Annotated in this window: 23 protein-coding genes; 6 read left to right on the top strand and 17 right to left on the bottom strand. The window is 71.0% G+C overall.

Features of this window, described 5'->3' with window-relative positions:
* A complete protein-coding gene (locus tag AB0J71_RS05575) occupies positions 1-684 on the bottom strand; it encodes a DoxX family protein (RefSeq protein ID WP_352318622.1) in 684 nt (227 codons plus the stop codon).
* Positions 685-807: 123 nt separating this feature from the next.
* Here AB0J71_RS05575 and AB0J71_RS05580 point away from each other — a divergent pair, with 123 nt between their 5' ends.
* Positions 808-1953, top strand: coding sequence for an NADH-quinone oxidoreductase subunit D (locus AB0J71_RS05580; RefSeq protein ID WP_352318621.1), 1146 nt, complete (start codon positions 808-810; stop codon positions 1951-1953).
* Positions 1950-3017 carry an acyltransferase gene (locus AB0J71_RS05585; RefSeq protein WP_352318619.1) on the top strand — a complete coding sequence of 356 codons (1068 nt, stop codon included), beginning with the start codon at positions 1950-1952 and terminating at the stop codon, positions 3015-3017. Before AB0J71_RS05580 ends, AB0J71_RS05585 begins: the two co-directional genes overlap by 4 nt.
* Here AB0J71_RS05585 and AB0J71_RS05590 read toward each other — a convergent pair.
* The 11 genes from AB0J71_RS05590 to dacB all read right to left on the bottom strand — a co-directional run bounded on the left by AB0J71_RS05590 (position 3014) and on the right by dacB (position 12649).
* Positions 3014-3466, bottom strand: a complete 453-nt coding sequence (locus AB0J71_RS05590) for a DUF3180 domain-containing protein (protein WP_352318617.1) — start codon at positions 3464-3466, stop codon at positions 3014-3016. The genes AB0J71_RS05585 and AB0J71_RS05590 overlap by 4 nt on opposite strands.
* On the bottom strand, positions 3463-3966 hold the full coding sequence (gene folK / locus AB0J71_RS05595; RefSeq protein WP_352318615.1) for a 2-amino-4-hydroxy-6-hydroxymethyldihydropteridine diphosphokinase: 504 nt from the start codon (positions 3964-3966) through the stop codon (positions 3463-3465). Before folK ends, AB0J71_RS05590 begins: the two co-directional genes overlap by 4 nt.
* Entirely contained in the window at positions 3963-4328 is a 366-nt protein-coding gene (folB, locus tag AB0J71_RS05600; RefSeq protein ID WP_352318613.1) for a dihydroneopterin aldolase, read from the bottom strand. Before folB ends, folK begins: the two co-directional genes overlap by 4 nt.
* Positions 4318-4764, bottom strand: coding sequence for a nuclear transport factor 2 family protein (locus AB0J71_RS05605; protein ID WP_352318611.1), 447 nt, complete (start codon positions 4762-4764; stop codon positions 4318-4320). Before AB0J71_RS05605 ends, folB begins: the two co-directional genes overlap by 11 nt.
* A complete protein-coding gene (gene folP / locus AB0J71_RS05610) occupies positions 4761-5567 on the bottom strand; it encodes a dihydropteroate synthase (protein WP_352318647.1) in 807 nt (268 codons plus the stop codon). The genes AB0J71_RS05605 and folP overlap by 4 nt, the downstream gene beginning before the upstream one ends.
* A gap of 117 nt (positions 5568-5684) precedes the next feature.
* A complete protein-coding gene (folE, locus tag AB0J71_RS05615; protein ID WP_352318609.1) occupies positions 5685-6263 on the bottom strand; it encodes a GTP cyclohydrolase I FolE in 579 nt (192 codons plus the stop codon).
* Positions 6260-8254: an ATP-dependent zinc metalloprotease FtsH gene (ftsH, locus tag AB0J71_RS05620; protein WP_352318607.1), complete on the bottom strand. Its 1995-nt coding sequence runs from the start codon at positions 8252-8254 to the stop codon at positions 6260-6262. Before ftsH ends, folE begins: the two co-directional genes overlap by 4 nt.
* 238 nt (positions 8255-8492) lie before the next feature.
* Positions 8493-9044, bottom strand: coding sequence for a hypoxanthine phosphoribosyltransferase (gene hpt / locus AB0J71_RS05625; RefSeq protein WP_352318606.1), 552 nt, complete (start codon positions 9042-9044; stop codon positions 8493-8495).
* A 10-nt stretch (positions 9045-9054) separates the two neighbouring features.
* Positions 9055-10059 (bottom strand): tRNA lysidine(34) synthetase TilS, encoded by a 1005-nt coding sequence (tilS, locus tag AB0J71_RS05630; RefSeq protein WP_364412941.1) that lies wholly within the window; start codon positions 10057-10059, stop codon positions 9055-9057.
* Positions 10060-10109: 50 nt separating this feature from the next.
* Positions 10110-11186, bottom strand: a complete 1077-nt coding sequence (locus AB0J71_RS05635) for a zinc-dependent metalloprotease (protein ID WP_352318602.1) — start codon at positions 11184-11186, stop codon at positions 10110-10112.
* 47 nt (positions 11187-11233) lie between these two features.
* Complete coding sequence (dacB, locus tag AB0J71_RS05640; protein ID WP_352318600.1) at positions 11234-12649, bottom strand: D-alanyl-D-alanine carboxypeptidase/D-alanyl-D-alanine-endopeptidase; 1416 nt, start codon at positions 12647-12649, stop codon at positions 11234-11236.
* 86 nt (positions 12650-12735) lie between these two features.
* Between dacB and AB0J71_RS05645 the strand changes: the two genes are divergently transcribed.
* Positions 12736-13227: an inorganic diphosphatase gene (locus tag AB0J71_RS05645; RefSeq protein WP_352318598.1), complete on the top strand. Its 492-nt coding sequence runs from the start codon at positions 12736-12738 to the stop codon at positions 13225-13227.
* Between the two features lie 3 nt (positions 13228-13230).
* On the opposite strand, the gene AB0J71_RS05650 is transcribed toward AB0J71_RS05645, so the two are convergent.
* The 5 genes from AB0J71_RS05650 to AB0J71_RS05670 all read right to left on the bottom strand — a co-directional run bounded on the left by AB0J71_RS05650 (position 13231) and on the right by AB0J71_RS05670 (position 19143).
* Positions 13231-14352, bottom strand: a complete 1122-nt coding sequence (locus AB0J71_RS05650) for a C40 family peptidase (RefSeq protein ID WP_364412944.1) — start codon at positions 14350-14352, stop codon at positions 13231-13233.
* 68 nt (positions 14353-14420) lie between these two features.
* Entirely contained in the window at positions 14421-15077 is a 657-nt protein-coding gene (locus tag AB0J71_RS05655) for a hypothetical protein (protein WP_364412947.1), read from the bottom strand.
* Positions 15078-15084: 7 nt separating this feature from the next.
* On the bottom strand, positions 15085-16563 hold the full coding sequence (locus AB0J71_RS05660) for a sigma-70 family RNA polymerase sigma factor (RefSeq protein WP_352318592.1): 1479 nt from the start codon (positions 16561-16563) through the stop codon (positions 15085-15087).
* A 104-nt stretch (positions 16564-16667) separates the two neighbouring features.
* Positions 16668-17468: a hypothetical protein gene (locus AB0J71_RS05665; protein WP_352318590.1), complete on the bottom strand. Its 801-nt coding sequence runs from the start codon at positions 17466-17468 to the stop codon at positions 16668-16670.
* A gap of 64 nt (positions 17469-17532) precedes the next feature.
* Positions 17533-19143 carry an ATP-binding cassette domain-containing protein gene (locus AB0J71_RS05670; protein WP_364412950.1) on the bottom strand — a complete coding sequence of 537 codons (1611 nt, stop codon included), beginning with the start codon at positions 19141-19143 and terminating at the stop codon, positions 17533-17535.
* A gap of 127 nt (positions 19144-19270) precedes the next feature.
* On the opposite strand from AB0J71_RS05670, the gene AB0J71_RS05675 reads away from it, so the two are divergent.
* Genes AB0J71_RS05675 through AB0J71_RS05685 form a run of 3 tightly spaced genes read left to right on the top strand, consistent with a single transcriptional unit; the run spans position 19271 to position 22214 of the window.
* Positions 19271-20440 carry a DUF4185 domain-containing protein gene (locus tag AB0J71_RS05675; RefSeq protein ID WP_364412953.1) on the top strand — a complete coding sequence of 390 codons (1170 nt, stop codon included), beginning with the start codon at positions 19271-19273 and terminating at the stop codon, positions 20438-20440.
* A complete protein-coding gene (locus AB0J71_RS05680) occupies positions 20437-21447 on the top strand; it encodes a DUF4432 family protein (RefSeq protein ID WP_364412956.1) in 1011 nt (336 codons plus the stop codon). Before AB0J71_RS05675 ends, AB0J71_RS05680 begins: the two co-directional genes overlap by 4 nt.
* The gene (locus tag AB0J71_RS05685; protein ID WP_364412959.1) at positions 21444-22214 is read left to right on the top strand and encodes an SDR family oxidoreductase; all 771 of its coding nucleotides are present in this window, start codon (positions 21444-21446) and stop codon (positions 22212-22214) included. Before AB0J71_RS05680 ends, AB0J71_RS05685 begins: the two co-directional genes overlap by 4 nt.
* Positions 22215-22243: the final 29 nt, after the last annotated feature.

Consider the following 22243-nt stretch of genomic DNA (forward strand, 5'->3'; position numbering starts at 1 on the left):
TCAGCGGTTGGGCGGCTTTTGCTGGTGCGGCTCGTCGGACACCAGGGCGTCGATGTCCCGCATGTCCTCGTCGTTGAGGTGCCCGGGGCGCGGCGCGTTGGGCTGCCGCGGCACGTTGGGCTGCTCGGCCTCCCCCTCAGGCCGGGCCGGCGTCGTCGGGCCGCCCTCGGGCCCGGTCTGCGTGACCGGCCCCTCCGTGACGACCGTCGTCGGCTCGGCGCGGCGGACCGGCCGGTGCGCGGCGAGGTCGTCCTCGGCGATCTGGCGTTCCCTGCGGCGGCGGTACGTCGAGTGGAAGATGCCGTCGAGGCCGATGCGGCCGCCGCCCAGCGCGGCGAGCATCAAGGACAGCGCACCAAGCGCGCCCGGCAGTTCCCATCCCCCGCCCTGCGACAACACCCCGTGGCCCGCGTGCACGAACACGATCGCGCCGATCATGTCGATGAGCAGCAGCAACGCCACCGGCCGGACCAGCAGGCCGAGGATCAGCAGGGCGCCGCCGACCAGTTCGACGATGGCGGCGAATCCGGCCGACAACTCGGGCATGGGCACGCCCATCTCCCGGAACTGCCCCGCCGCGGCACCGAGCCCGCCCTGCCACTTCTGCCAGCCGTGCGCCACGAAGATCACCCCGAGTACCACCCGGGAGATCAGGGCCGCCACATCAAACAGGACTCTCTTCACAGTGCTTTCTCCCCCCGTTCCCGGTATTGATCCCCATGTCTGGCTTCAGGATGCGTTGCCATACGATTCCTTGACCATCCCCCACGCTGGATCACCCCGTGGGACGGTGGCAGCATGGGCCCTATGACGGAACGCGTGGTCGGGATCGGCGCCGGCGCGAAGGAGCTGGCGACCGAGGACATGATCCTCAACATCGGCCCCCAGCATCCCTCCACGCACGGCGTGCTCAGGCTCCGGCTCACCCTCGACGGCGAGCGCATCGAGACGGCCGAGCCGATCATCGGCTACATGCACAGGGGTGCGGAGAAGCTGTTCGAGGTCCGCGACTACCGCCAGATCATCATGCTCGCCAACCGGCACGACTGGCTGTCGGGGTTCGCCAACGAACTCGGCGTCGTGCTGGCCGCCGAACGGCTGCTCGGCATGGAGACGCCGGTCAGGGCCGTATGGGCGCGTACGCTGCTGGCCGAGCTCAACCGGGTGCTCAACCACCTGATGTTCCTCGGCTCCTACCCCCTCGAACTGGGCGCGATCACCCCCGTCTTCTACGCCTTCGACGAGCGCGAACGCATCCAGGCCGTCATGGAGGAGATCTCCGGCGGGCGCATGCACTACATGTTCAACCGGGTCGGCGGCCTCAAGGAGGACCTGCCGCTCGGCTGGCTCGACCGGGTCGCCGCGGCCGTCGCCGAGACCCGCCGCCGGGTGCCCGACATCGAGGGCCTCATCCTGAACAACGAGATCTTCCTCGCCCGCACCAAGGGCGTCGGCGTGCTGACCCGCGAGCAGATCCTCCAGTACGGCGTCAGCGGGCCCATCGCGCGCGCCTCCGGCGTGGACTTCGACCTGCGGCGCGACGACCCGTACCTGGCCTACGGGGAACTGCCGGTCACGGTCGTCACCCGGCGCGACGGCGACTGCCATGCCCGGTTCGAGGTGCTGTTCGAGCAGCTCAAGGTCTCCCTCGACCTGGCCGACGCGTGCGTCGCCCGGCTGCGCGAGCTGCCTCCCGGGCCCGTCAACCAGCGCCTGCCGAAGGTGCTCAAGGTGCCCGAGGGCCACACGTACGCGTGGACCGAGAACCCGCTCGGCATCAACGGCTACTACCTGGTCTCCAAGGGCGACAAGACGCCGTGGCGGCTCAAGCTGCGCTCGGCGTCGTTCGCCAACGTCCAGGCGCTGCGCGAGCTGCTGCCGGGGAACCTGGTGGCCGACATGATCGCCATTCTGGGCTCGATGTTCTTCGTCGTGGGTGACATCGACAAGTGAGCACCCCCGAACGCGACAAGTACGTCGACTGGCTGCGCGCCCTCAGCCTCGTCGTCGTGGTGGTCTGGCACTGGGCGTTCACGATCCTGGAGTGGAAGCCCAGCGGGCCCGAGCCCACCAGCCCGCTCGGCTTCACCTCGGGTTTGTGGATCCTGACCTGGCTGCTCCAGGTGCTGCCGCTGTTCTTCTACGTCGGCGGCCACGTGCACCTGCTGTCCTGGAACCGGGCCCAGGCGCGCGGCGTCGGCATCGGGGCGTTCGTCTGGCGGCGCATCCGCGCGCTGTCCCTGCCCGCGCTGTTCCTGTGCGGCGTGTGGATCTCCGTCGGGGCGATCGTCACCTGGGCGTTCCACGTGGAGTGGATGTGGCGGGTGGTGCTGCTCGTGCTCAGCCCGCTGTGGTTCCTCGGCGTCTACCTGGTGCTGATCGCGCTGCTGCCGGTGGCCCTGTGGCTGCACAGGCGCTACGACGTGCTGGCCCTCATCTGGCTCGGCGGCTCGGCCCTGGTCGTCGACGTCGTGCGCTTCCGCTACGGCTTCGAGTGGGCCGGCTGGCTCAACATGATCATCGTCTGGGGGCTGGCCCACCAGGCGGGCTTCTTCTACGACCGGATCGTCGTCCTGCCCCGGCGGTACGACGTCGGCATCCTGTGGACCGGCCTGTTCGCGCTGATCGGCCTGGTCTACTCGGGCATCTACCCGGGCTCGATGGTGGGCGTGCCGGGCGACAAGTGGTCGAACATGGCGCCGCCCACGTTCGTCATCGTCGCCCTGCTGATCTTCCAGATCGGCCTGGTCGAGGTGCTGCGACCGGCCATGGAACGCGTGCTCGAACGCCCCCGCTGGGCCCGCGCCAACTCCTTCATCAACCGCTACGCCCTGCCGCTGTTCCTGTTCCACACGACCGGCATGGCGATCGCCTTAGGGCTGTCGTGGTGGTTGTTCGGCAACCTCGGCACGAAGATCCCGCCCGACCTGAAGTGGTGGCTGGAACGGCCGATCGCCATCGTCGGGCCGCTGATCTGCACGCTGCCGGTCATCTACCTCTTCGGCCGCCGCCGCTAGTCGGGTTTGCGCTCGTCGGTGTCCTTGGGGATCCGGCAGCAGTGTTCGAGGTACAGGGCCGCGCAGACGAGCACCACGCAGGCCACGAACGACCCGGCCGCCACGAAGAACTCCGAGCGCGGCGTCTCCCGGTCGAACAGTTCCAGCGTGTACGCGGCGAACCCGGCGAACAACCCCGCGAACACCGCCCCCGCGTACGCCGACGCCTTGGCCAGCGCCGCCAGCCGGGCCACCGCCAGCGGCTCGACCGGCTTGGTGTCGGGCTTCCTGGCGATCCTGGCCTTGGTCACCCATCCGCTGTAACCCTCGCCGAGGGCGAGCAGCAGCACGGTGGGGATGGCCGTCCAGGGCAGCAGGAACGCGCCGTAGAAGTGCCGGACCGCCGCCCAGAAGATCAGGGCGACGACGACGAGGAGAGCGGCCAGGTGGCCGGGATGCGTCGGCTTCAATCGGGCCTCTGCAGCTTCAGGTCGTCACGCAGCCGCACGCCGTGCCGGTCGAGCTCGGCCAGCAGGTCGGCCACCCGGCCCCTGCCCGGCACCGTGGCCTCGGGGTCGATCACCGACCAGGGCACCAGCACGAACGCCCGCTCGTGGGCCCGGGGATGCGGCAACGTCAGCTCGGGGTCGTCGGAGACGGTCTCGCCCACGACGATCAGATCGATGTCGAGCGTACGCGGGCCCCACCGCTCCGCGCGCACCCGGCCGAAGGCGTTCTCCACGCCCAGCGCCCGCTCCAGCAACGTCCGCGGCGGCAGCGCGGTCTCGGCGACGACGACCGCGTTGAGGTACGGCTCCTGGCCTCCCGGCCCCCCGACCGGGTCGGTCTCGTAGACCGGGGACGCCTTGACGAACTCCAGGCCAGGGGCGTCGAACAGCGTGTCGATGGCTCCCTGCAACGTCTGGAACCGCTCGCCCAGGTTGCTGCCGAGAGCGAGGACGGCCTTCATGCGCGGCTCCGCTCGATCGTCACGATCACATCGTCGAACGGCAGCGGGATCGGCGCCGCCGGTTTGTGCACACTCACCTCGGCTTTGTGCACCAGCTCGCTGGCCAGGCAGACGTCGGCCAGCCGCTGGGCCAGCGTCTCGATCAGCTCGACCGGCTCGCCCTCGACCACCTCGACCAGCGCCTGGGCCAGCTCGCCGTAGTGGACGGTCTTGGTGAGGTCGTCGCCGGCCGCCGCCGGGGCGGTGTCGAGGAACAACGTCGCGTCGATCACGAACTCCTGGCCGAGCTCCCGCTCGGCGGGCAGCACGCCGTGCCTGCCCCTGGCCCGCAGGCCCTTGAGAGCGATGCGGTCAGACCTCAAGCTCGCCCTCCTCGTCCTCGTCGTCGTCTCCCTGGAGCACCGGGGAGCCGTGGTGCATCCACAACCGCCAGCCCTGCGAGGTGCGGATGTAGACGTTGCTCGCCACCACCTTGCCCGCGGCGAAGCTGGACTCACCCTCCTCGCCCGCCGTCAGGATGTTCTCCACGCAGGTGAGCACGGCCACGTCGCCCAGCACGGTGGTGTTGACGTCGGTCAGCACGAACTGGATGTAGGTCGTGTTGGCCATGATCAGCGCCCACGACCGCAGCACCTCCGACCGGCCGGTCAGCAACGTCCAGCCGGGATGGACGCAGCTCACCTGGTCGTCGGCGGTGTCCTCGGCCCAGATCTCGGTCATCTTGTCGAGATCGGCGCTCTCGATCGCGGTGTAGAACTCCTGGTTGACCGTCTCGATGGCGGCGGTGTCGACGCTCATGTGCCTGCTCCGGCTCTCTTCCATGCGGCCGCCACGCGCACGGCATCGGCATTGGGACCTACCTCGTGCACGCGCACGCACCAGGCCCCCGCCTGAGCCGCCAGCGCGGTGACCGCCAGCGTTGCGTCGTCGCTCCTGCTGAACGGGCGGGGCGCGCCGTCGGGGCCGGCCAGCAGCCGGCCGAGGAAGCGCTTGCGCGAGGCCCCGATCAGCAGCGGGTAGCCCAGCTCGGCGAGCTGCGGGATGCCGGCCAGCAACGCCCAGTTGTGCTCGGCGTTCTTGGCGAAGCCGAGGCCGGGGTCGAGCACGATCTGCTCGGGGGACACCCCTTCGGCCAGCACGAGATCGACCCGCTTGCTGAGCTCCTCGCGCACCTCTGTCACGACGTCGGCGTAGACGGCCCGGCTGTCCATGTCATGGCTGTGGCCGCGCCAGTGCATCACCACGTAGGGCGCTCCGGTCGCGGCGACCACGCGCGGCATCTCGGGGTCGGCCAGGCCGCCGCTGACGTCGTTGACGAGCCTGGCGCCCGCCTCGACCGCGGCCCTGGCGACCTCGGCGCGCATCGTGTCGACGCTGACGGCCACGCCCTCGGCGGCGAGCGCCCGGATCACCGGGACGACCCTGGCCAGCTCCTCCTCCAGCGACACCCGCGCGGCGCCGGGACGGGTGGACTCACCGCCCACGTCGACGATGTCGGCCCCCTCGCGCACCAGGTCGAGCCCGTGCCGGACGGCGGCCTCCTCGTCGAACCACAGGCCGCCGTCGGAGAAGGAGTCGGGGGTCACGTTGACCACGCCCATGACGAGGCACCGCTCCGTACCGCCCGGCACGTTGATGGGCACGCTAGTCATGGGGCAAGCCTAGGCGTTCCCCCACACCTGCCGACATCTCGGGTCCCCAGTTGTGGATAACGATCGTCACCTGCCGAGAATCAGCGCCATCGCCTCGGAGCGGGTCTTGTCGCTGGTACGGAAGTCGCCGCGGACCGCCGACGTGACCGTCTTGGCCCCCGGCTTGCGCACGCCGCGCATCGTCATGCACAGGTGTTCGGCCTCGACCACCACGATGACCCCGCGCGGCTCCAGCACCCGCATGAGGGCGTCGGCGATCTGCGAGGTCATGCGCTCCTGCACCTGCGGCCGGCGGGCGAAGACGTCGACCAGCCGGGCCAGCTTGGACAGCCCGGTCACCTGGCCGCGCTCGTTGGGGATGTAGCCCACGTGGGCCACGCCGTGGAACGGGACCAGATGGTGCTCGCAGGTCGAGTAGACCTCGATGTCCCTGACCAGCACCATCTCGTCGTGGTCGACGTCGAAGACCTTGTTGAGCACGTCCTCAGGGGTCTGGCCGAGCCCGGAGAACTGCTCGGCCATCGCGCGGGCGACCCTGGCGGGCGTCTCGAGCAGGCCGTCGCGGTCGGGATCCTCGCCGATGCCGTAGAGGATCTCGCGTACGGCCTTCTCGATCCGCCCCAGGTCTACCTCATGCTGGGTCACGCACTGTCCCCGGACTGGAAGGCGTCCTGGTGACCGGGGGCGTGCGAACCGTTGGCCGACTGCTCCTTCGGGGTCAGGATCGGCGGGCGGTCGGAGGGCAGCCGCTTGCCGTAGCCCGCGTAGGAGGGCCGGTGCTCCTTGACGACCACCGGGGCGAAGATCTGCAGGACCTGCTCGCGGGAGAGGGTCTCCTTCTCCATGAGCTCCAGCACCAGGTTGTCGAGCACGTCGCGGTATTCGACCAGGATGTCCCAGGCCTGGTCGTGCGCCGTCTCGATCATCCGGCGGACCTCCTCGTCGATGGAGGAGGCGATCTTCTCGGAGTAGTCGCGCTCGTGGCCCATCTCGCGGCCGAGGAAGACCTCGGCCTGGCCGGTGCCGAACTTACGGGCGCCGAGCTGCTCGCTCATGCCGTACTCGGTCACCATGCGGCGGGCGACCGCCGTGGCCTTCTCGATGTCGTTGGAGGCGCCGGTGGTGGGCTCGTGGAAGACGAGCTCCTCCGCCGCGCGGCCGCCGAGCAGCATCGCGAGCTGGTCCATCATCTCGGACCTGGTGGCCAGGAACTTGTCCTCCATCGGCAGCGTCATCGTGTAACCGAGCGCGCGGCCGCGGGACAGGATGGTGATCTTGTGGACCGGGTCGGAGTTGGGCAGCGCGTGCGCCACCAGCGCGTGACCGCCTTCGTGGTAGGCGATCATCTTCTTCTCCTTGTCGGACATGACCCGCGACTTGCGCTCGGGCCCTGCCATGACACGGTCGATCGACTCCTCGAGGACCTCCATCGTGATCAGCTTCTGGTCGGCCCGCGCGGTGAGCAGGGCCGCCTCGTTGATCACGTTGGCCAGGTCGGCGCCGGTGAACCCGGGGGTGCGGCGCGCGATGACGTCGAGGTCGACGTCGGGCGCGAACGGCTTGCCGCGACCGTGGACCTTGAGGATGCCCTTGCGGCCCTCCAGGTCGGGACGGTCGACCGTGACCTGCCGGTCGAAACGGCCCGGACGCAGCAGCGCCGGGTCGAGGATGTCGGGCCGGTTGGTCGCGGCGATGAGGATCACGCCGCCCTTGACGTCGAAGCCGTCCATCTCGACGAGCAGCTGGTTGAGAGTCTGCTCGCGCTCGTCGTGACCGCCGCCCAGGCCGGCGCCGCGGTGGCGGCCGACGGCGTCGATCTCGTCGATGAAGATGATCGCGGGGGCGTTGGCCTTGGCCTGCTCGAACAGGTCGCGCACCCGGGAGGCGCCGACGCCGACGAACATCTCGACGAAGTCGGAGCCGGAGATCGAGTAGAAGGGCACGCCGGCCTCGCCCGCGACCGCGCGGGCCAGCAGGGTCTTGCCGGTGCCGGGCGGGCCGTAGAGCAGCACGCCCTTGGGGATCTTCGCGCCGATCGCCTGGAACTTGGCCGGGGCCTGCAGGAACTCCTTGATCTCCTGGAGCTCCTCGATGGCCTCGTCGGCGCCGGCGACGTCGGCGAACGTGGTCTTGGGGGTGTCTTTGGTGATGAGCTTGGCCTTCGACTTGCCGAAGTTCATCACCCGGGAGCCGCCGCCCTGCATCTGGTTCATGATGAACAGGAAGATCAGCACGATGATGACGATCGGCAGGAAGCTCACCAGGATGCTGAGCAGGAAGTTCTCCTGGGGCACCTCGGTGGTGAAGCTCTTCGTCTTGTTGGCGTCGACCTGGGCCTGCAGCTCGTCGGTCAGCTTCGCGCCGTAGCCGCTGACCCAGTTGGACTGGATCAGCTTCGCCGGGGCGTCACCCGGCCGGACGACGATCGGCTTGATGAGGGTGAGCTCGACCCGATTGTCCTTGTCGACGACCTTGGCGCTGGTGAAATTGCCGGCGCGAATCTGCTGGAGGACCGTGGACGTGTCGGCCTGCTTGAAATTGCCCCCGCCGCTCCAGAGCTGGGTGACGAGCAGGAGCAGCACGACGATGCCCAGGATCCACAGCAGTGGCCCACGTGTAAATCGCTTGAGATCCATCCGATGCGGAACCCCTTGCGGGCCCGTCCCTTCCTGACCATGGCCTGGAACCCCGGGCTGGCCCGGGGCCGCGGCATCCGACACCGCGACTTCTGACTACCCGAAGGGGACTTGCGGTCACCCTTCCGGAGTCTGAAGGTACACCGGCACGGCGCACGGAGGGACCCGCCCGCTACACCGGTCTTGCCCTATCAACGTACGTCACGTTGCGCGATGTTCCCGGCCATGGCCGGGATTACTACTTATAAACGTGCGGCGCGAGCGTTCCGATGAACGGCAAATTGCGGTAGCGCTCCGCGTAGTCGAGCCCGTAGCCGATGACGAACTCGTTGGGAATGTCGAAGCCGACGTATTTCACGTCGATCGGCACCTTCACCGCGTCCGGCTTGCGCAGCGCGGCGCAGATCTCCAACGACGCCGGATTGCGCGACTTCAGGTTTTCCAGCAGCCAGTGGAGGGTCAGGCCCGAGTCGATGATGTCCTCGACGATCAGGACGTGGCGGTTCAAGATGTCGGTGTCGAGGTCCTTCAGCACCCGCACGACGCCGGAGGACTTGGTGCCCGCGCCGTAGGACGACACCGCCATCCAGTCCATCTGCACCGGCACGTGCAGGGCTCTGGCCAGGTCGGCCATCACCATGACCGCGCCCTTCAGCACGCCCACGAGCAGGACGTCCTTGCCCGCGTAGTCCTCGTCGATGCGCCCGGCAAGCTCTTTGATCTTGGCCTGGAGGTCGTCCTCGGGGATGAGGACCTTCTCCAGGTCTTTGCCCATGTCGGCAGCGTCCACCTGTGGTTCCTTAAACGATGGGACTGATGGCGAGTATCAGGGTGCCATACCGCCGAACTGCGGACAGACCTCCGGGTAGATCCACCGCCTTCTGCCCGTGCCATTGCGTGACCAGCCGATCGACCGCCAGCACGTGGGTGGCGGAAAGTGCGCCGGAGGGCGTGCCCGCCGCGATGGCCGCGCGCCGCAGCACTCTGCGGCGCACGGCGTCGGGCAGTTTCTCCAACTCGGGTACGGACAGGACGACGGACTCGCCGATATCGCTAAGAGCGCAATTCGGGAACGCCGATTCGGCCCACTGGTCGAGGGCGTCGGCGTCCTCCCGCGCCATTCCGGCGGTCCGCGCGAGCGCCTCGGCCACCCCCGGGCCGAGCTCCTCGTCGAGCATCGGCAGGAGCCGCTTCCTGACCCGGACGCGGGTGTAGCGGGGGTCGTCGTTGTGCGGGTCGTCCCAGGGGAGGAGGGACATGGCCGCGCAGGCGGCGACCGTCGTGGCCCTGGACAGGCCGAGGAAGGGCCGGCGGTAGCGGCCGGCGCGGGCGGCCATGCCGGAGATCGAGCGCAGGCCGCTCCCCCTGGCCAGGCCCAGCAGGACGGTCTCGGCCTGGTCGTCGCGGGTGTGGCCGAGCAGGACGGCGGCGGCCCCCAGACGGTCGGCCGCCGCGGCCAGCGCGGTGTACCTGGCCTCGCGGGCGGCGGCCTCGGGCCCGCCCTCGGTGCCGACGGTGACGGTGAGCACCTCGGCCGGGCTCAGGCCGAGACCGGCGGCGACGCCGGCGACCTGCCGGGCGCGGTCGGCGGAGCCCGGCTGGAGCTGGTGGTCCACCGTGACCAGCCCCGCGCGCAGGCCGGCTCGGGGCGCGACGAAGGCCAGCGCCGCCGCCAGGGCCAGCGAGTCGGCGCCGCCGCTGCACGCGGCCAGGACCAGCGCGCCGGTGCCGGCGAGGTCGGTCAGCGACTCGCGGACGGCCCGGCGCACGTCGGCGACGGCTGGACGGGGACCCACAGCAGCCATTGTCCCGGCTGAGGGACCCGGCCGCACGTCACGACGGCCGGGAAGGGACGTCAGGCGGGAAGGGCCGGGGTGCCGATGACGCGGTGGATCCAGGCGTCGGGGTCGGCGATCTCAGGGGTCGTGGGCAGGGTCTCCGGCGAGGTCCAGACCTTGTTGAAGCCGTCCATGCCGACCCGGTCGACCACCTTGCGGACGAACGCGGAGCCCTCGGCGTACTGCTTCATCTTGACCTCGATGCCCAGCAGGCGCCGCACCGTGCGGTCGAGCCGGGAGCCGCCCTCGCGGCGCTGGGCGAACTTGGCGCGGATCTCCGAGACCGACGGGACCACCGAGGGGCCCACGGCGTCCATGACGAAGTCGCCATGGCCTTCCACCAGGGTCATCACGGCCGTCAGGCGGTCGAGGATCTCCTTCTGGGCGGGCGACTGGATGGCGTCGATCAGGTTGCCCTCGCCGCCCCTGACCACGTCGGCCACCGTGTCGGCGGCGTTGCGCAGGCGGTCGAGGAGCGTGGGCAGGTCGAGGTCGGAGGCGAGCAGGAACTCGGTCATCTGCGACCTGACGTACTCGCGCAGCCAGGTGACGCCGGTGAACTGCACGCGGTGGGTCTCCTCGTGCAGGCACACCCACAGGCGGAAGTCGCGGGGCACGACGTTCATCTCGCGCTCGGCGTGCACGATGTTGGGCGCGACGAGCGTCAGGCGGCCGGTCGGCTCCTGGCCGGTCGGGTCGGGCGGCAGGAACAGCTCGTACTGGCCGAGCACCCGGGAGGCGAGGAAGGCGAGGACGGCCCCGACCTCGACGCCGGTGATGCGCGAGCCCACCGCGGTGACGATGGCGGGCGGCGGGTTGTCCCCGCCGCCCATGCGCTGGGTCAGCGGTTCGAGGACCACGCGGAAGCCCTCGACGTTGGCCTTGATCCAGCCCGGCCGGTCGACGATGGTCGCGGGCTGCGGCGCGGTCTCGGTGTGGATCTTCGTGAACTCGCGCACGTGGCCCTCGGCCTCACGTGACAGCGTGCGGAGCTCGGCGACGGCCTGCCTGGCCTCCTCCTTGCTCACCTGAGGACCGGGGCGCACCAGGCGCGTGCCGGTCGTGACGGCCAGATCCCAGTCGATCACCTGCATGACGTCCACCGTACGTTGTTCTCGTCACGCCTGCGAAGAAGCGGCGGTCAGGATCGCGCGACGATCGCGGCGAGCCTGTCGAGCACCGGCTCGGCGTTCACCGGCACGTCGTCGGCGAGGAAGGCGAAGGTGACCAGCCGCCCGTCCTTGGTGGTGGCCAGGCCCGCCAGGGTGTTGACGTTGTTGAGCGTGCCGGTCTTGGCGCGGACGAGGCCGACCTGGCCCTTGCTGTCGGCGCGGGTGAAGCGCCTGCCGTTGCCCAGCGTGCCGGAGAAACCGGCGATCGGCATGCCCGAGTCGACGGCCCGCAGCTCGGGATGCGCGGCCGAGCCGGCGATGGCGATGATCCTGGCCATGGCGTCGGCGCTGACCCGGTTGCGGATCGACAGGCCGCTGCCGTCGGCGACGCTGACGCCCTTGGTCACGCCGAGCCGCCGCATGACCCCGGTCACCGCCTCCGCGGCCCCCGCGTACGACGCCTCCTTGCCCTCCTTGATGGCGACGTGCCTGGCCATGGCCTCGGCCATGTCGTTGTCGCTGTGGGTCAGGGTGTGCTCGACCAGGGCGTACAGGGGGGCGGAGTCGACCTTGCCCAGCTCGGCGGCGCCCGCCGCGGCCCGTTCCTGGCGGATGTCCTTGGAGACGGTGACGCCGTACCTGGGCAGCAGCCGGGCGAAGGCGGCGGCTGTGTACGCGGCCGGGTCGGGCACGCGGGGCCGGGCGCCGGGGCGCTGGCGTCCCTCGTCCATGGCCAGGGCGTGGACGGGGGCCGCCTCGCCGTCGGGCACGTAGTTGGGCTTCCAGCCGGGCGCGACGGCCGGCCCGGTGAACAGGCTGTCGTCGTAGGAGAGCGTGACCTTCCTGACGCCCTTGGCCTTCAGCGTGGCGGCCGTCCGGGCGGCCAGGGTGGCGAGGGAGGCCTGCTTGGGGTAGCCGGGTTTGGCCGACGGCCCGGCGAGCAGCGGGTCGCCGCCGCCCACCAGGACGATCGCGCCGGGCGCGCGGCCCTGGACGACGCGGGTGGAGAAGCGGGTGTCGGGCCCCAGCGAGGCGAGCGCCGCCGTGGTCGTGACGACCTTGTTCGTGGAGGCCGGGGTGATGCCCGTGTCGGGGTTGGCGGCGAAGATCCGGGCACCGGTGGCGGCGTCGAGCACGACCGCGCCCACCCGGCCGCCGAGTGCTTTGTCACCCAGCGCGTCGGTGAGCTGGCGGGTCAAAGTACTCTTAGTCGGGAGAGGTCCGTCTCCTGACGTCGCCGAAAGCTGGGCCAGCACAGGCCCCGAGGTGACCACGGGGGCGGGGGGGATTCCCCGGGGAGACGCCGTCGGCCCGATCGGTGACGGCTGCCTCGTCAGCGCGCTCAGGTTGAAGTCGCTGGTCATGGCGTAGACGCCGATGACGATCGTGACGATCTGGAGCACGGCGAGAGTGGCCAGCATCATCGAACGCTCGTGCCGCGCCACGTCGCCTGACCTCTCTCCTGGTGTTCGCCTACGAGACATTAACGCCCAGCCGGGACTTCCCGGGGGCCTTGAGCGGAGGAACCGCGGTGGAGTTCGACGTTGTCGTTGAGATTCCCAAGGGGCAACGGAACAAGTACGAAGTGGACCACGAGACCGGAAAGATCAGGCTTGACCGGCTCCTGTTCACCTCCACGCAGTACCCCGCCGACTACGGCTTCATCGAGAACACCCTCGGCGAGGACGGCGACCCGCTCGACGCGCTGGTGCTGCTCCAGGAGCCGACGTTCCCGGGGTGCTACATCACCTGCCGCGCGGTCGGCATGTTCCGGATGACCGACGAGAAGGGCGGCGACGACAAGGTCCTGTGCGTGCCCTCGACCGACCCCCGGATGCACCACATCCAGGACATCCACCACGTGTCGGAGTTCGACCGGCTGGAGATCCAGCACTTCTTCGAGGTCTACAAGGACCTTGAGCCCGGCAAGTCCGTCGAGGGCGCCAACTGGGTCGGGCGCATCGAGGCCGAGGCCGAGATCGAGCGCTCGTTCCACCGGGCCAAGGACGCGGGTCACCACTGATCCTCACCGGGGCCTGGTGGCGCCCACCAGGTCCCCTCTCCAGATCGGGGCGACCCGCACCACGTCGCCGGTCTGGGGCGCGTGCACCATCTGGCCCTGGCCGACGTAGATGCCCACGTGGTGGATCGTGCCGGGGTCGTCGGTGATGCGGCCGAAGAACAGCAAATCGCCGCGGCGGAGCTGGTCCAGCGGCACGTGCGGGCCGGACGTCCACTGGGTTCCGGTCCAGTGGTCCAGGCGCACGCCGACCTGCTCCCAGGCGCGCATGACCAGGCCGGAGCAGTCGTAGGTGTCGGGGCCCGCGGCGGCCCACACGTACGGCTTGCCGAGCTGGGTCAGCGCCCAGTTGGCGGCCAGGTTGCCGCCCGCCGACCCCGCCGCCAGGCCGGCCGCCGACAGGGCCAGGGCCCGCCGTCTGGCCAGCAGCTCGGCGTGGCTGCGGGCGGCGTTCACCCGGTGCTGGAGCTGCCGCCGCTCCACCCGGAGGGTGCGCGTCTCGCGGCGCTGCCGGGCGACGGCGGCCTCCGCGGCCAGCTTCGCCTGCCGGGCGCGCTCCGAGGCGGCCTGCCGGGCGTCGTAGGCGTTCTGCGCCTGCGTCCGGAGGATGGCGGCGACCTCCTGGGCGTCGCGCATCCTGCGCAGGATCTGGGCCCGCTCGGCGCCGAGCTGGCCGAGCACGCTCGCCCGGTGCAGGAAGCCGTCGACGCCGCCCTCGTCGATGAGCATGCCGACGAGCGGGCCCATCGCCGTCATCCCGCCGTAGCTCTGCGCGGCGAGCAGCGCGACGGCCTGCCGGGCGCGCTCGGCCTCGGCGTCGGCCGCCGCCTGACGCGCCTGGGCCTGCGCGTACGACTGCTCGGCCTGCCGCAGCCGGACCAGCTCGCCGTTGTACGCCTCCACCTGCCGTTCCACGGCCGCGGCCAGCTCGTCGAGCCTGGACTGGGCCACGGCCAGCCCGGCGCTGGCGACGCCCAGCTCCTTCGAGCGGGCGCGGGCGGTCTCGCGCGCCTTCTTCACGTCCTTGGCCGACGGCATGGGGTCGGCCAGCACCGGCGCGCCCGCATTGAGCGGACACAGACCGGCCAGCAGGACGCACACCAGGAGCCCAGCCCGAAATGCGCGCATAGGTCCCCCCGGAAACAGATGGTTACTCTATGCACACAGTTCCCAGCGCTTTCATGCACGTAACGTCATCACCGCAGGCGGAAGAGCCGTTCTATCCAAGGGCGTATCCCGGTGACCACCGGCCGGGCGGCCCGCGGGTAGGTGAAGACGGGGGTCTGGACGCCGTACGCGGCGTGCAGTTCGGCGGCCTTGCACCAGTCGGCGGTCACGCGGGCCGCGGCCCAGGCCGCCGCGATGGCCGGTCTGGCCTCCGGATGGCGGTCGTAGGTCTGGAAGAGGGTCATCGCGGCGTCGGCGGCGGCGTGACCGTCGCCCGGGTAGGCGGTACCGGCCAGGTAGGGGGCGGTGACCCGGCCGCCGTGACAGGTGTCGAGCACCCAGGTCCAGTTGGCCGTCACCAGCCCGAGCACGGGCTCGGGGACGTCGGCGGCGGCGCCGTACATGCGGTCCTGGCGGGGGCCGGTCAGGCGGCGGGGGTCCCACAACCAGTCGAGTTCGTCCGGCTGCACGCCGCCGGCCAGCCAGGACAGCACCGCCAGCCCGCGCGCGGTGCGCAGCCGGCACAGGTCGAGCACGTGGCGCAGCATGCGGGGGCCGCGGTCGAGCCAGGTCGGCCAGTCGACGCGGTGCCCCCGCGGCACCAGCTCGGCCACCCGCCCCGGGACGGGCGACGGGCAGACCCGGCGCCCCAGATGCGGATCCTGGCGCACCTCGAACGCCTCCACGGGGGGCTCAGCCGCTCTCGACGGGGGTGACGGGCTCCTCGGTGGGGGTGTGCGTCGGGGCGGGCGTCGCCGTCTCCGAGGGCGTGGTGGTGGGCGAGGGAGTCTCGGTGGGCGTGGGGGCGGGGGTGGGGGTCGGCGCCGGCGGGGTCCGGGTGGGCGGACGCGTGCCGGGTTCGCCGTGCGGTGGACGGCCCGGCTCACCGTGCGGCGGATGACCCGGGTGGCCGGTACGGCCGGGCAGGCCGGGCTGACCCGGCTGGCCGTACGTAGGGTCGCCCGGGTTCTCGCCCGGCGGCTCGGGCTGCGGCGGGCCGTCGGGCGTCGGCCGCGGCTCGCCGGGCGGTGATTCGGCGGGCGGCGCGGTCGCGTACGTGGGCACGAGCACGGCCGGCGGCACCGGTGTGGTCGAGCCGAGCATGCCGAACGGCTCGGGCGCGGCGCTGTCGAGGATGGGCTCTACGGTCAACTGGGCGTCCTGCGGGTCGGGTTGCCAGGGCAGTCTGATGCCGGGCGGCTCGCCGGTGGCGGGGAACGCGGCCGTCGCCACCCCGGCGAGACCGCCGTTGTCCTTGCCGAACTGGTTGAAGATCACTGCTATCGCCACCACGGTCGCGACCGCCGCCAGCGCGCCCGCCACCGCCTGAGGCCACCTTCGAGCCGCCGTCTGCGTGGGAACGGGAAACCCGGCGGCGTCCAGGGAGGCCGTGCGCCGGGCGACGTAGCGGCGGTAGGGCAGCAGCTCGGGGTCGGCGAAGCAGCTCATGACCCTGATGCGCAGGGCCTCGGGGAGCGCGGCGGCGGGCAGCAGGCCGAAGACCTTGGCGGCCGAGGCCTGGCGGGCGCGGTGGGGGGCGCAGACCTCGCAACGGGCGACGTGCCCGACCAGGTGCTCGCGCATCTCCCTGGTGAGGTCGCCGGTGAAGCCGGCCAGGATCCGGGCCCGGCGCGGGCAGTCGTAGGGGCCCTTGCGCGCCAGGATCTCGGCGGTGACGGCGTCGGTGAGACGATCGCGCGCCCGCTCCCTGGCCTGCTCGACCTGGCGCGGCGGGATCGCGAGCACCTGGGACAGCTCGGCGGTGTCCAGGGCGTGCCTGGTCGCCAGCTCCAGCACCTCGCGGTCGGCGACGGGCAGGCTCACGACCGCGTTCCAGGCCATGAGCCGCAGGTCGGCGTCGGCGGGGTCGTCCAGCGGCGGAGCCTCGGCCAGGGCCTCGTCGGCGCCGGGCGGCGCGGCCATCCGGCGGCGCAGGCACTCCTGCCGGGCCAGGGCGAGCAGCCAGACCCGGAACCTGTCGGGCTGGGCCAGCGCACCCGCGTGCGCCTCGGCGGCGATCAGCGTGTCGCGCAGGGCCACCTGGGCGCTGTCGGTGTCGAGGAGGAGGGACCAGCAGTAGCGGTAGACGCTCTCCGCGTGCGTGTCGTAGAGCGCGGCGAGGGCTCCCGGGTCGCGGGTGCGGAGTGCCTCCACCAGGACGCGGTCATTCATGTGACCGAAGGTAATGGATCGGTAACTAGTAGTTCTACCGGTTCCGCCGCTTGTCTACCGCGACCCCGCGGATTTCCCAACCTATTTGTTCGGACTAATACCGATTATTGCTTTACCTGCCCCATGGCCTGGCTCCCCCGGTCCACTGCGAACGGCTCGGAGGTGGGCTTGACCGTGTGCACAGGAAGCGCGCCGCCCATCGCCAGGTCCTCGTAGGGACGGCCGGTCGAGCCCCAGGTCCGGGCGGTGACGTCGGTCTTGGCGACCTTGCTGTCCTTGGGCAGTCCGGCCACGGTCAGGATGAACCTGGGCGGGCTGCCGGCCTTCACGTCGTCCACGAACGTGCTGCCGCCGCCGAGCAGTTTGCCGGTCGCGTCACGCAGCAACGCGTTCACCACCAGGCTGCTCGCCGGCAATTGATACGGATTTCCGACATAGCCGGTAATAAGGTAAGAGCCGTCTTTTTGGCGCATTGTCTGGACGCGCGTGATCGGGAACGACTGGAACGCCGACGGGATGCGCGCGGCCGACCGCCACTGCGCCGGACGGTACTGGATGGTCACCTTCACCGGCTTCTCGGCGGCGGACGCCTGGCCGGTGAAGGCCAGGGAGCCGCCCGGCGGCACGGCGTCGAGCGGCTGGTCCATGCGCACCACCTCGGTGCCGGCGGCGTCGCGGCCCACGATGGTGGCCACGACGTGCTCGCCGAAGTGCCACGGGTTGGCGTTGCTGAGCACGCCGGCCCAGTTGACGGCGTAACCGTCGGCGGACTTGGCGATGTTCGAGACCTGCTCCTTGAGAACGAGCGGCTTGAGCGATTGGGCTGGCTGGTCCTCACTTGAACAACCGGCGAGGCAGATCGCCCCGAGTGCGAGGAGGCTGACGGTTCGGCTACGCGGGATCACTTTGCCGTGATAACCCGTGCATGGGCACGGCTGGCAGATGACACGCGCCGGGCGTACCAACTCTTTAACGCCTCCGGACGACCCTCGTCTCGTCCCACACCGGCTCGGCGGACTCGTAGACCGTGCCGTCGGAGCCGAAGACCAGGAAACGGTCGAAGTCGGCGGCGAACCAGCGGTCGTGGGTGACCGCCATGACCGTGCCGTCGAACGCGTCGAGGCCCACCTGGAGCGCCTCGGCGCTGGCCAGGTCGAGGTTGTCGGTCGGCTCGTCGAGCAGCAGCAGCGTGGCGCCCGACAGCTCCAGCAGCAGGATCTGCAGCCGCGCCTGCTGGCCTCCGGACAGCGTGTCGAAGCGCTGCTCGGCGATCAGCCCGGCCAGCTCGTAGCGGGCCAGCGTCTTCATGGCCTCGTTCTTGAGCTTGGCGTGCTCGGTCATCACGATCTCGACCGGCGTGCGGCCGAGCAGGTCGGGCCTGGAGTGGGTCTGGGCGAAGTGCCCCGGGACGACCCGCGCGCCGAGCCTGGCCACGCCGGTGTGCGCGACGGGCTCGCCGGCCACCAGGCGCAGGAAGTGGGACTTGCCCGAGCCGTTGGAGCCGAGGACGGCGACCCGCTCGCCGTACCAGATCTCCAGGTCGAACGGGCGCATCAGGCCGGTCAGCTCCAGGCCCTCGCAGATGACCGCGCGCTTGCCGGTGCGGCCGCCGCGCAGGCGCATCTTGATGTTCTGGTCGGCGGGGGCCTGCTCGGGCGGGCCCGCCTCGACGAACCTGCGCAGCCGGGTCTGGGCCGCGTGGTAGGGGGCGGCCATGCCGTCGTTGTACCTGGCCTTGTTCTTCAGCATGTTGACCAGGGCCTTGAGCTTGGCGTGCTCTTCGTCCCAGCGCCTGCGCAGCTCGTCGAGCCGCTCGTTGCGGGCCTTGCGGGCCTCGGCGTAACCGGCGAAGCCGCCGCCGTGGATCCAGATGTTGCCCGACTCGACCGTGACGATGCGGTCGGCGGCGTTGGCGAGGAGCTGGCGGTCGTGGCTGACCAGCAGCACGGTCTTGGACGTCTCGCGCAGCTGCTGCTCCAGCCACTCCTTGCCGGGCACGTCGAGGTAGTTGTCGGGCTCGTCGAGCAGCAGGGTCTGGTCGGGGCCGCGCAGCAGCGCCTCCAGGACGAGCCGCTTCTGCTCGCCGCCGGACAGCGTGGCCACGTCGCGGTACTTCACCCGGTCGAACGGCACGCCGAGGGCCGAGACCGTGCAGGTGTCCCAGAGCACCTCGATCTCGTAGCCGCCGGCGTCGGTGTAGTCGCTGATGGCCTGCGCGTAGCGCATCTGCGCCTTCTCGTCGTCGCGCTCCATCATGACCAGCTCGGCCGCGTCGAGCCGCTCGGCCGCCTGGCGCACGGCCGGCGGGGCGACGCCGAGCAGCAGGTCGCGCACGTTGCTCCCGTCGCGCACGTTGCCGATGAACTGGCGCATCACGCCCAGCCCGCCGGAGCTGGTGACGCTGCCCTCGACGGGCTCCAGGTCGCCCGCGACCAGGCGCATGAGGGTGGTCTTGCCCGCGCCGTTGGGCCCGACGAGCGCCGCCTTGACACCGTCGCCGATCCGGAAGGAGACGTCGTTGAGCAGGGGCCTGCCGTCGGGCAGCACGTACGTCAGATGTCCTACTTCAACGTGGCCCATCCGGGCAGGCTACCGGCCGCCCGCGACCACCGGCACCCGGTTTTCGGCCGGTGGTCAGGGGGCCCTGGACAGCAAGTGATCTAATGACTAGAACTGTACGGGACCCCCCAGCCCCTAGGAACCGGTGATGACGCGATTCCGCTCCTCCCTCCTCCCCCTCGCCGTCGCCCTGCTCGGCCTGGTCGCCGTCCCGCAGCAGGCGTGGGCCGCGCCGCCCAAGCCGGTGCCCCCGTCGGCCGGCGTGGCGCGGGAACCGGCCGGGCCGGTCTCGGCGTGCGCGCCCACCGTGCGCGGCGCATCCGTGGACGCCCGGCTGACCAGCCTGTTCACCTCGTACGGCAACGACAACAGCCGCCTGGACGACTGGACGGGAGCCGACGGCACCTACTCGCTCAAGCTGCCGAACGGCCGTGAGCTGTGGGTGTTCTCCGACACCTTCCTCGGCCGGGTCAACGCCGACGGCTCCCGGCCGCCCGTCGTCGAGGAGGGCGGCAGCACCGTCTTCCTGAACAACTCCTTCGCCGTCGAGCGGGACGGGCGGCTGTCCACCGTGCACGACGGCACGGCCGCGAAGCCCGACGCCGTGATGCCGCCGCGCGACGACAAGCACTGGTTCTGGGCCGGGGACGCCACCCTGGCGGGCGGCCTGGTCGAGGTCACCTACCAGGAGTACGAGCGGTTCGGCCCCGGCGCGTGGGACTGGCGCTGGCACCGCAACGTGGTGGCCAGGTTCGCGCCCGGCCGGCTCGACCAGCCGGTCAGCGTGCACGACCTGCCCTCGGGCCATGGCGTCTCCTGGGCCTCCGGCCTGCTGAAGGACGGCGGCTACACCTACGTGTACGGCGTCGAGGACCTCGGCTCGGCCAAGTACATGCACCTCGCCCGGGTCAGGGGCCAGAGCCTGCTGGGCGCGTGGGAGTTCCGCACGGCCGACGGCTCGTGGTCACCGGACGAGACCGACTCGGCGCGGATCATGGGCGGGGTGGCGAACGAGTACAGCGTCACCAAGGTCGGATCCGGATATGTCCTGATCACGCATGACACCACCGAGGTGCTCAGCCCCAACATCGTGGCCTACTCCTCCTGCTCGCCCACCGGCCCCTTCACCGGCAAGCAGCACGTCTACACCACCCCCGAGACCAGCGGGAACGTCTTCACCTACAACGCCCACGCCCATCCCGACGTCGCCGGGAACGGCCTGGTGGTCTCCTACAACGTCAACAGCTTCGTCAACACCGACCACTACCGGGACGTGTCCATCTACCGGCCCAGATTCCTGGATGTGACGTTCGGGTGAGGCGCAACTGGGCGGCGCGCCTGCGCCACCTCACCCTCGACGGGCTGCGGGCGGTCACACTGGAGAACGAACGGCTGCGCGTGACCGTCCTGCCCGACAAGGGCGGCGACGTGGTGGAGTTCCTGCACAAACCCACCGACACGGACTTCGTCTGGCTCTCTCCGCAGGGCCTGCGCGACCCGCGCGACCACCGTCACGGCGCGGCCGACGACGTCGCCCAGTTCGTCGACCACTACCAGGGCGGCTGGCAGGAGGTCTTCCCCAACGGCGGCGCGCCGAGCGAGTACCGGGGCGCGCGGCTGGCCCAGCACGGCGAGGTCGCCGGGCTGCCGTGGTCGTGCGAGGTGGTGGCCGACCGCGAGGAGGAGGTCGCGGTGCGGCTCGGCGTGCGCACCCGGCGGCTGCCGTACCGGGTGGAGAAGGTGTTCCGGCTCCGGGCCGGGACGGCCGCGCTGGAGGTCGAGGGGCGGGTGACCAACGAGGCGGACCTCGCGCTGCACGCGATGTGGGGCCAGCACATCGTCTTCGGGGCGCCGTTCCTGCGGGCGGGCGCGCGCATCCGGCTGCCCGAGGGCGTGCGGGTGATCCCGCACGCGGCGCCGATCGGCCCGGCCGGGCGCCGGGTGCGGGCCGGCGGGCCGTGGCGGTGGCCGGTGGTGCCCGCCGACGGGGGCGGGGAGACGGACCTGAGCCTGGTGCCGGAGCGGGGCGGGCCGAGCGACATCGTCTACCTCACGGGTTTCCCGGAGGGTTGGTACGAAATTTCAGGGGATATCGGTATCCGGGTGGAGTGGGATGCGGCACTCCTCCCCTACCTGTGGATGTGGCAGGAGCTCGGCGCGTCCACCGGCTACCCCTGGTGGGGGCGGGCCTACACGCTGGGGCTGGAGCCGTTCGCCGGCATGCCGACCGACGGCCTGGCCGCCGCCGTGGCCAACGGCAGCGCCCTGTCGCTCGGACCGCAGGAGACCAAGGTGTCGAGATGGCGCGCGGAGGTGCTGGCGTGAGTGAGTTTTCCGGCAAGGTGGCGCTGGTCACCGGCGGGTCGATGGGCATCGGGCGGGCGGTGGTCGACCGGCTGACCGACGGCGGCGCGAACGTGGTGTTCTGCGGCGTGGACGAAGGCGCGGTGCTCGACCGCGAGCACGTCACCGGCGTCGTCGCCGACGTGCGCCGGGCCGGCGACATGCGCGACCTCGTGGACCTGGCCGTGACCAGGTACGGCGGCCTCGACGTCGTCGTCACCTGCGCCGGCGTCCAGCGGTACGGCACGGTCGAGGACACCCCGGAGGAGGTGTGGGACGAGGTCATGGACGTCAACCTCAAGGGCGTCTACCTCACCTGCAAGGCCGCCGTGCCGAGGCTCAGGGAACGCGGCGGCGGCTCGATCGTGGTCATGTCGTCGGTGCAGGCGTTCTCGTCGCAGGCGCAGGTGGCCGCCTACACCGCGAGCAAGGCCGCCCTGAACGGCCTGACCAGGGCCATGGCGCTCGACCACGCGGCCGACGGCATCCGGGTCAACGTGGTCTGCCCCGGCTCGGTGGACACGCCCATGCTGCGCTGGGCGGCCGACCTGTGGCGGGGCGACCTGTCGCAGGAGGAGCAGGTCGAGCAGTGGGGCAAGGCCCATCCGCTGGGCCGCGTGGGCCGCGCGGAAGAGGTGGCCGAGCTGGTGGCGTTCCTGGCGGGGCCGCGTTCGTCGTTCATCACCGGGGCCGAGCACCGCGTGGACGGCGGCCTGCTGGCCCGGAACCCGGCGGCGCTCCCCGACTAGGTCGAGTAAGTCCCCAGTCGCCTCCCGAA

The organism is Nonomuraea sp. NPDC049637 (assembly GCF_040675235.1).
GTDB lineage: Bacteria > Actinomycetota > Actinomycetes > Streptosporangiales > Streptosporangiaceae > Nonomuraea.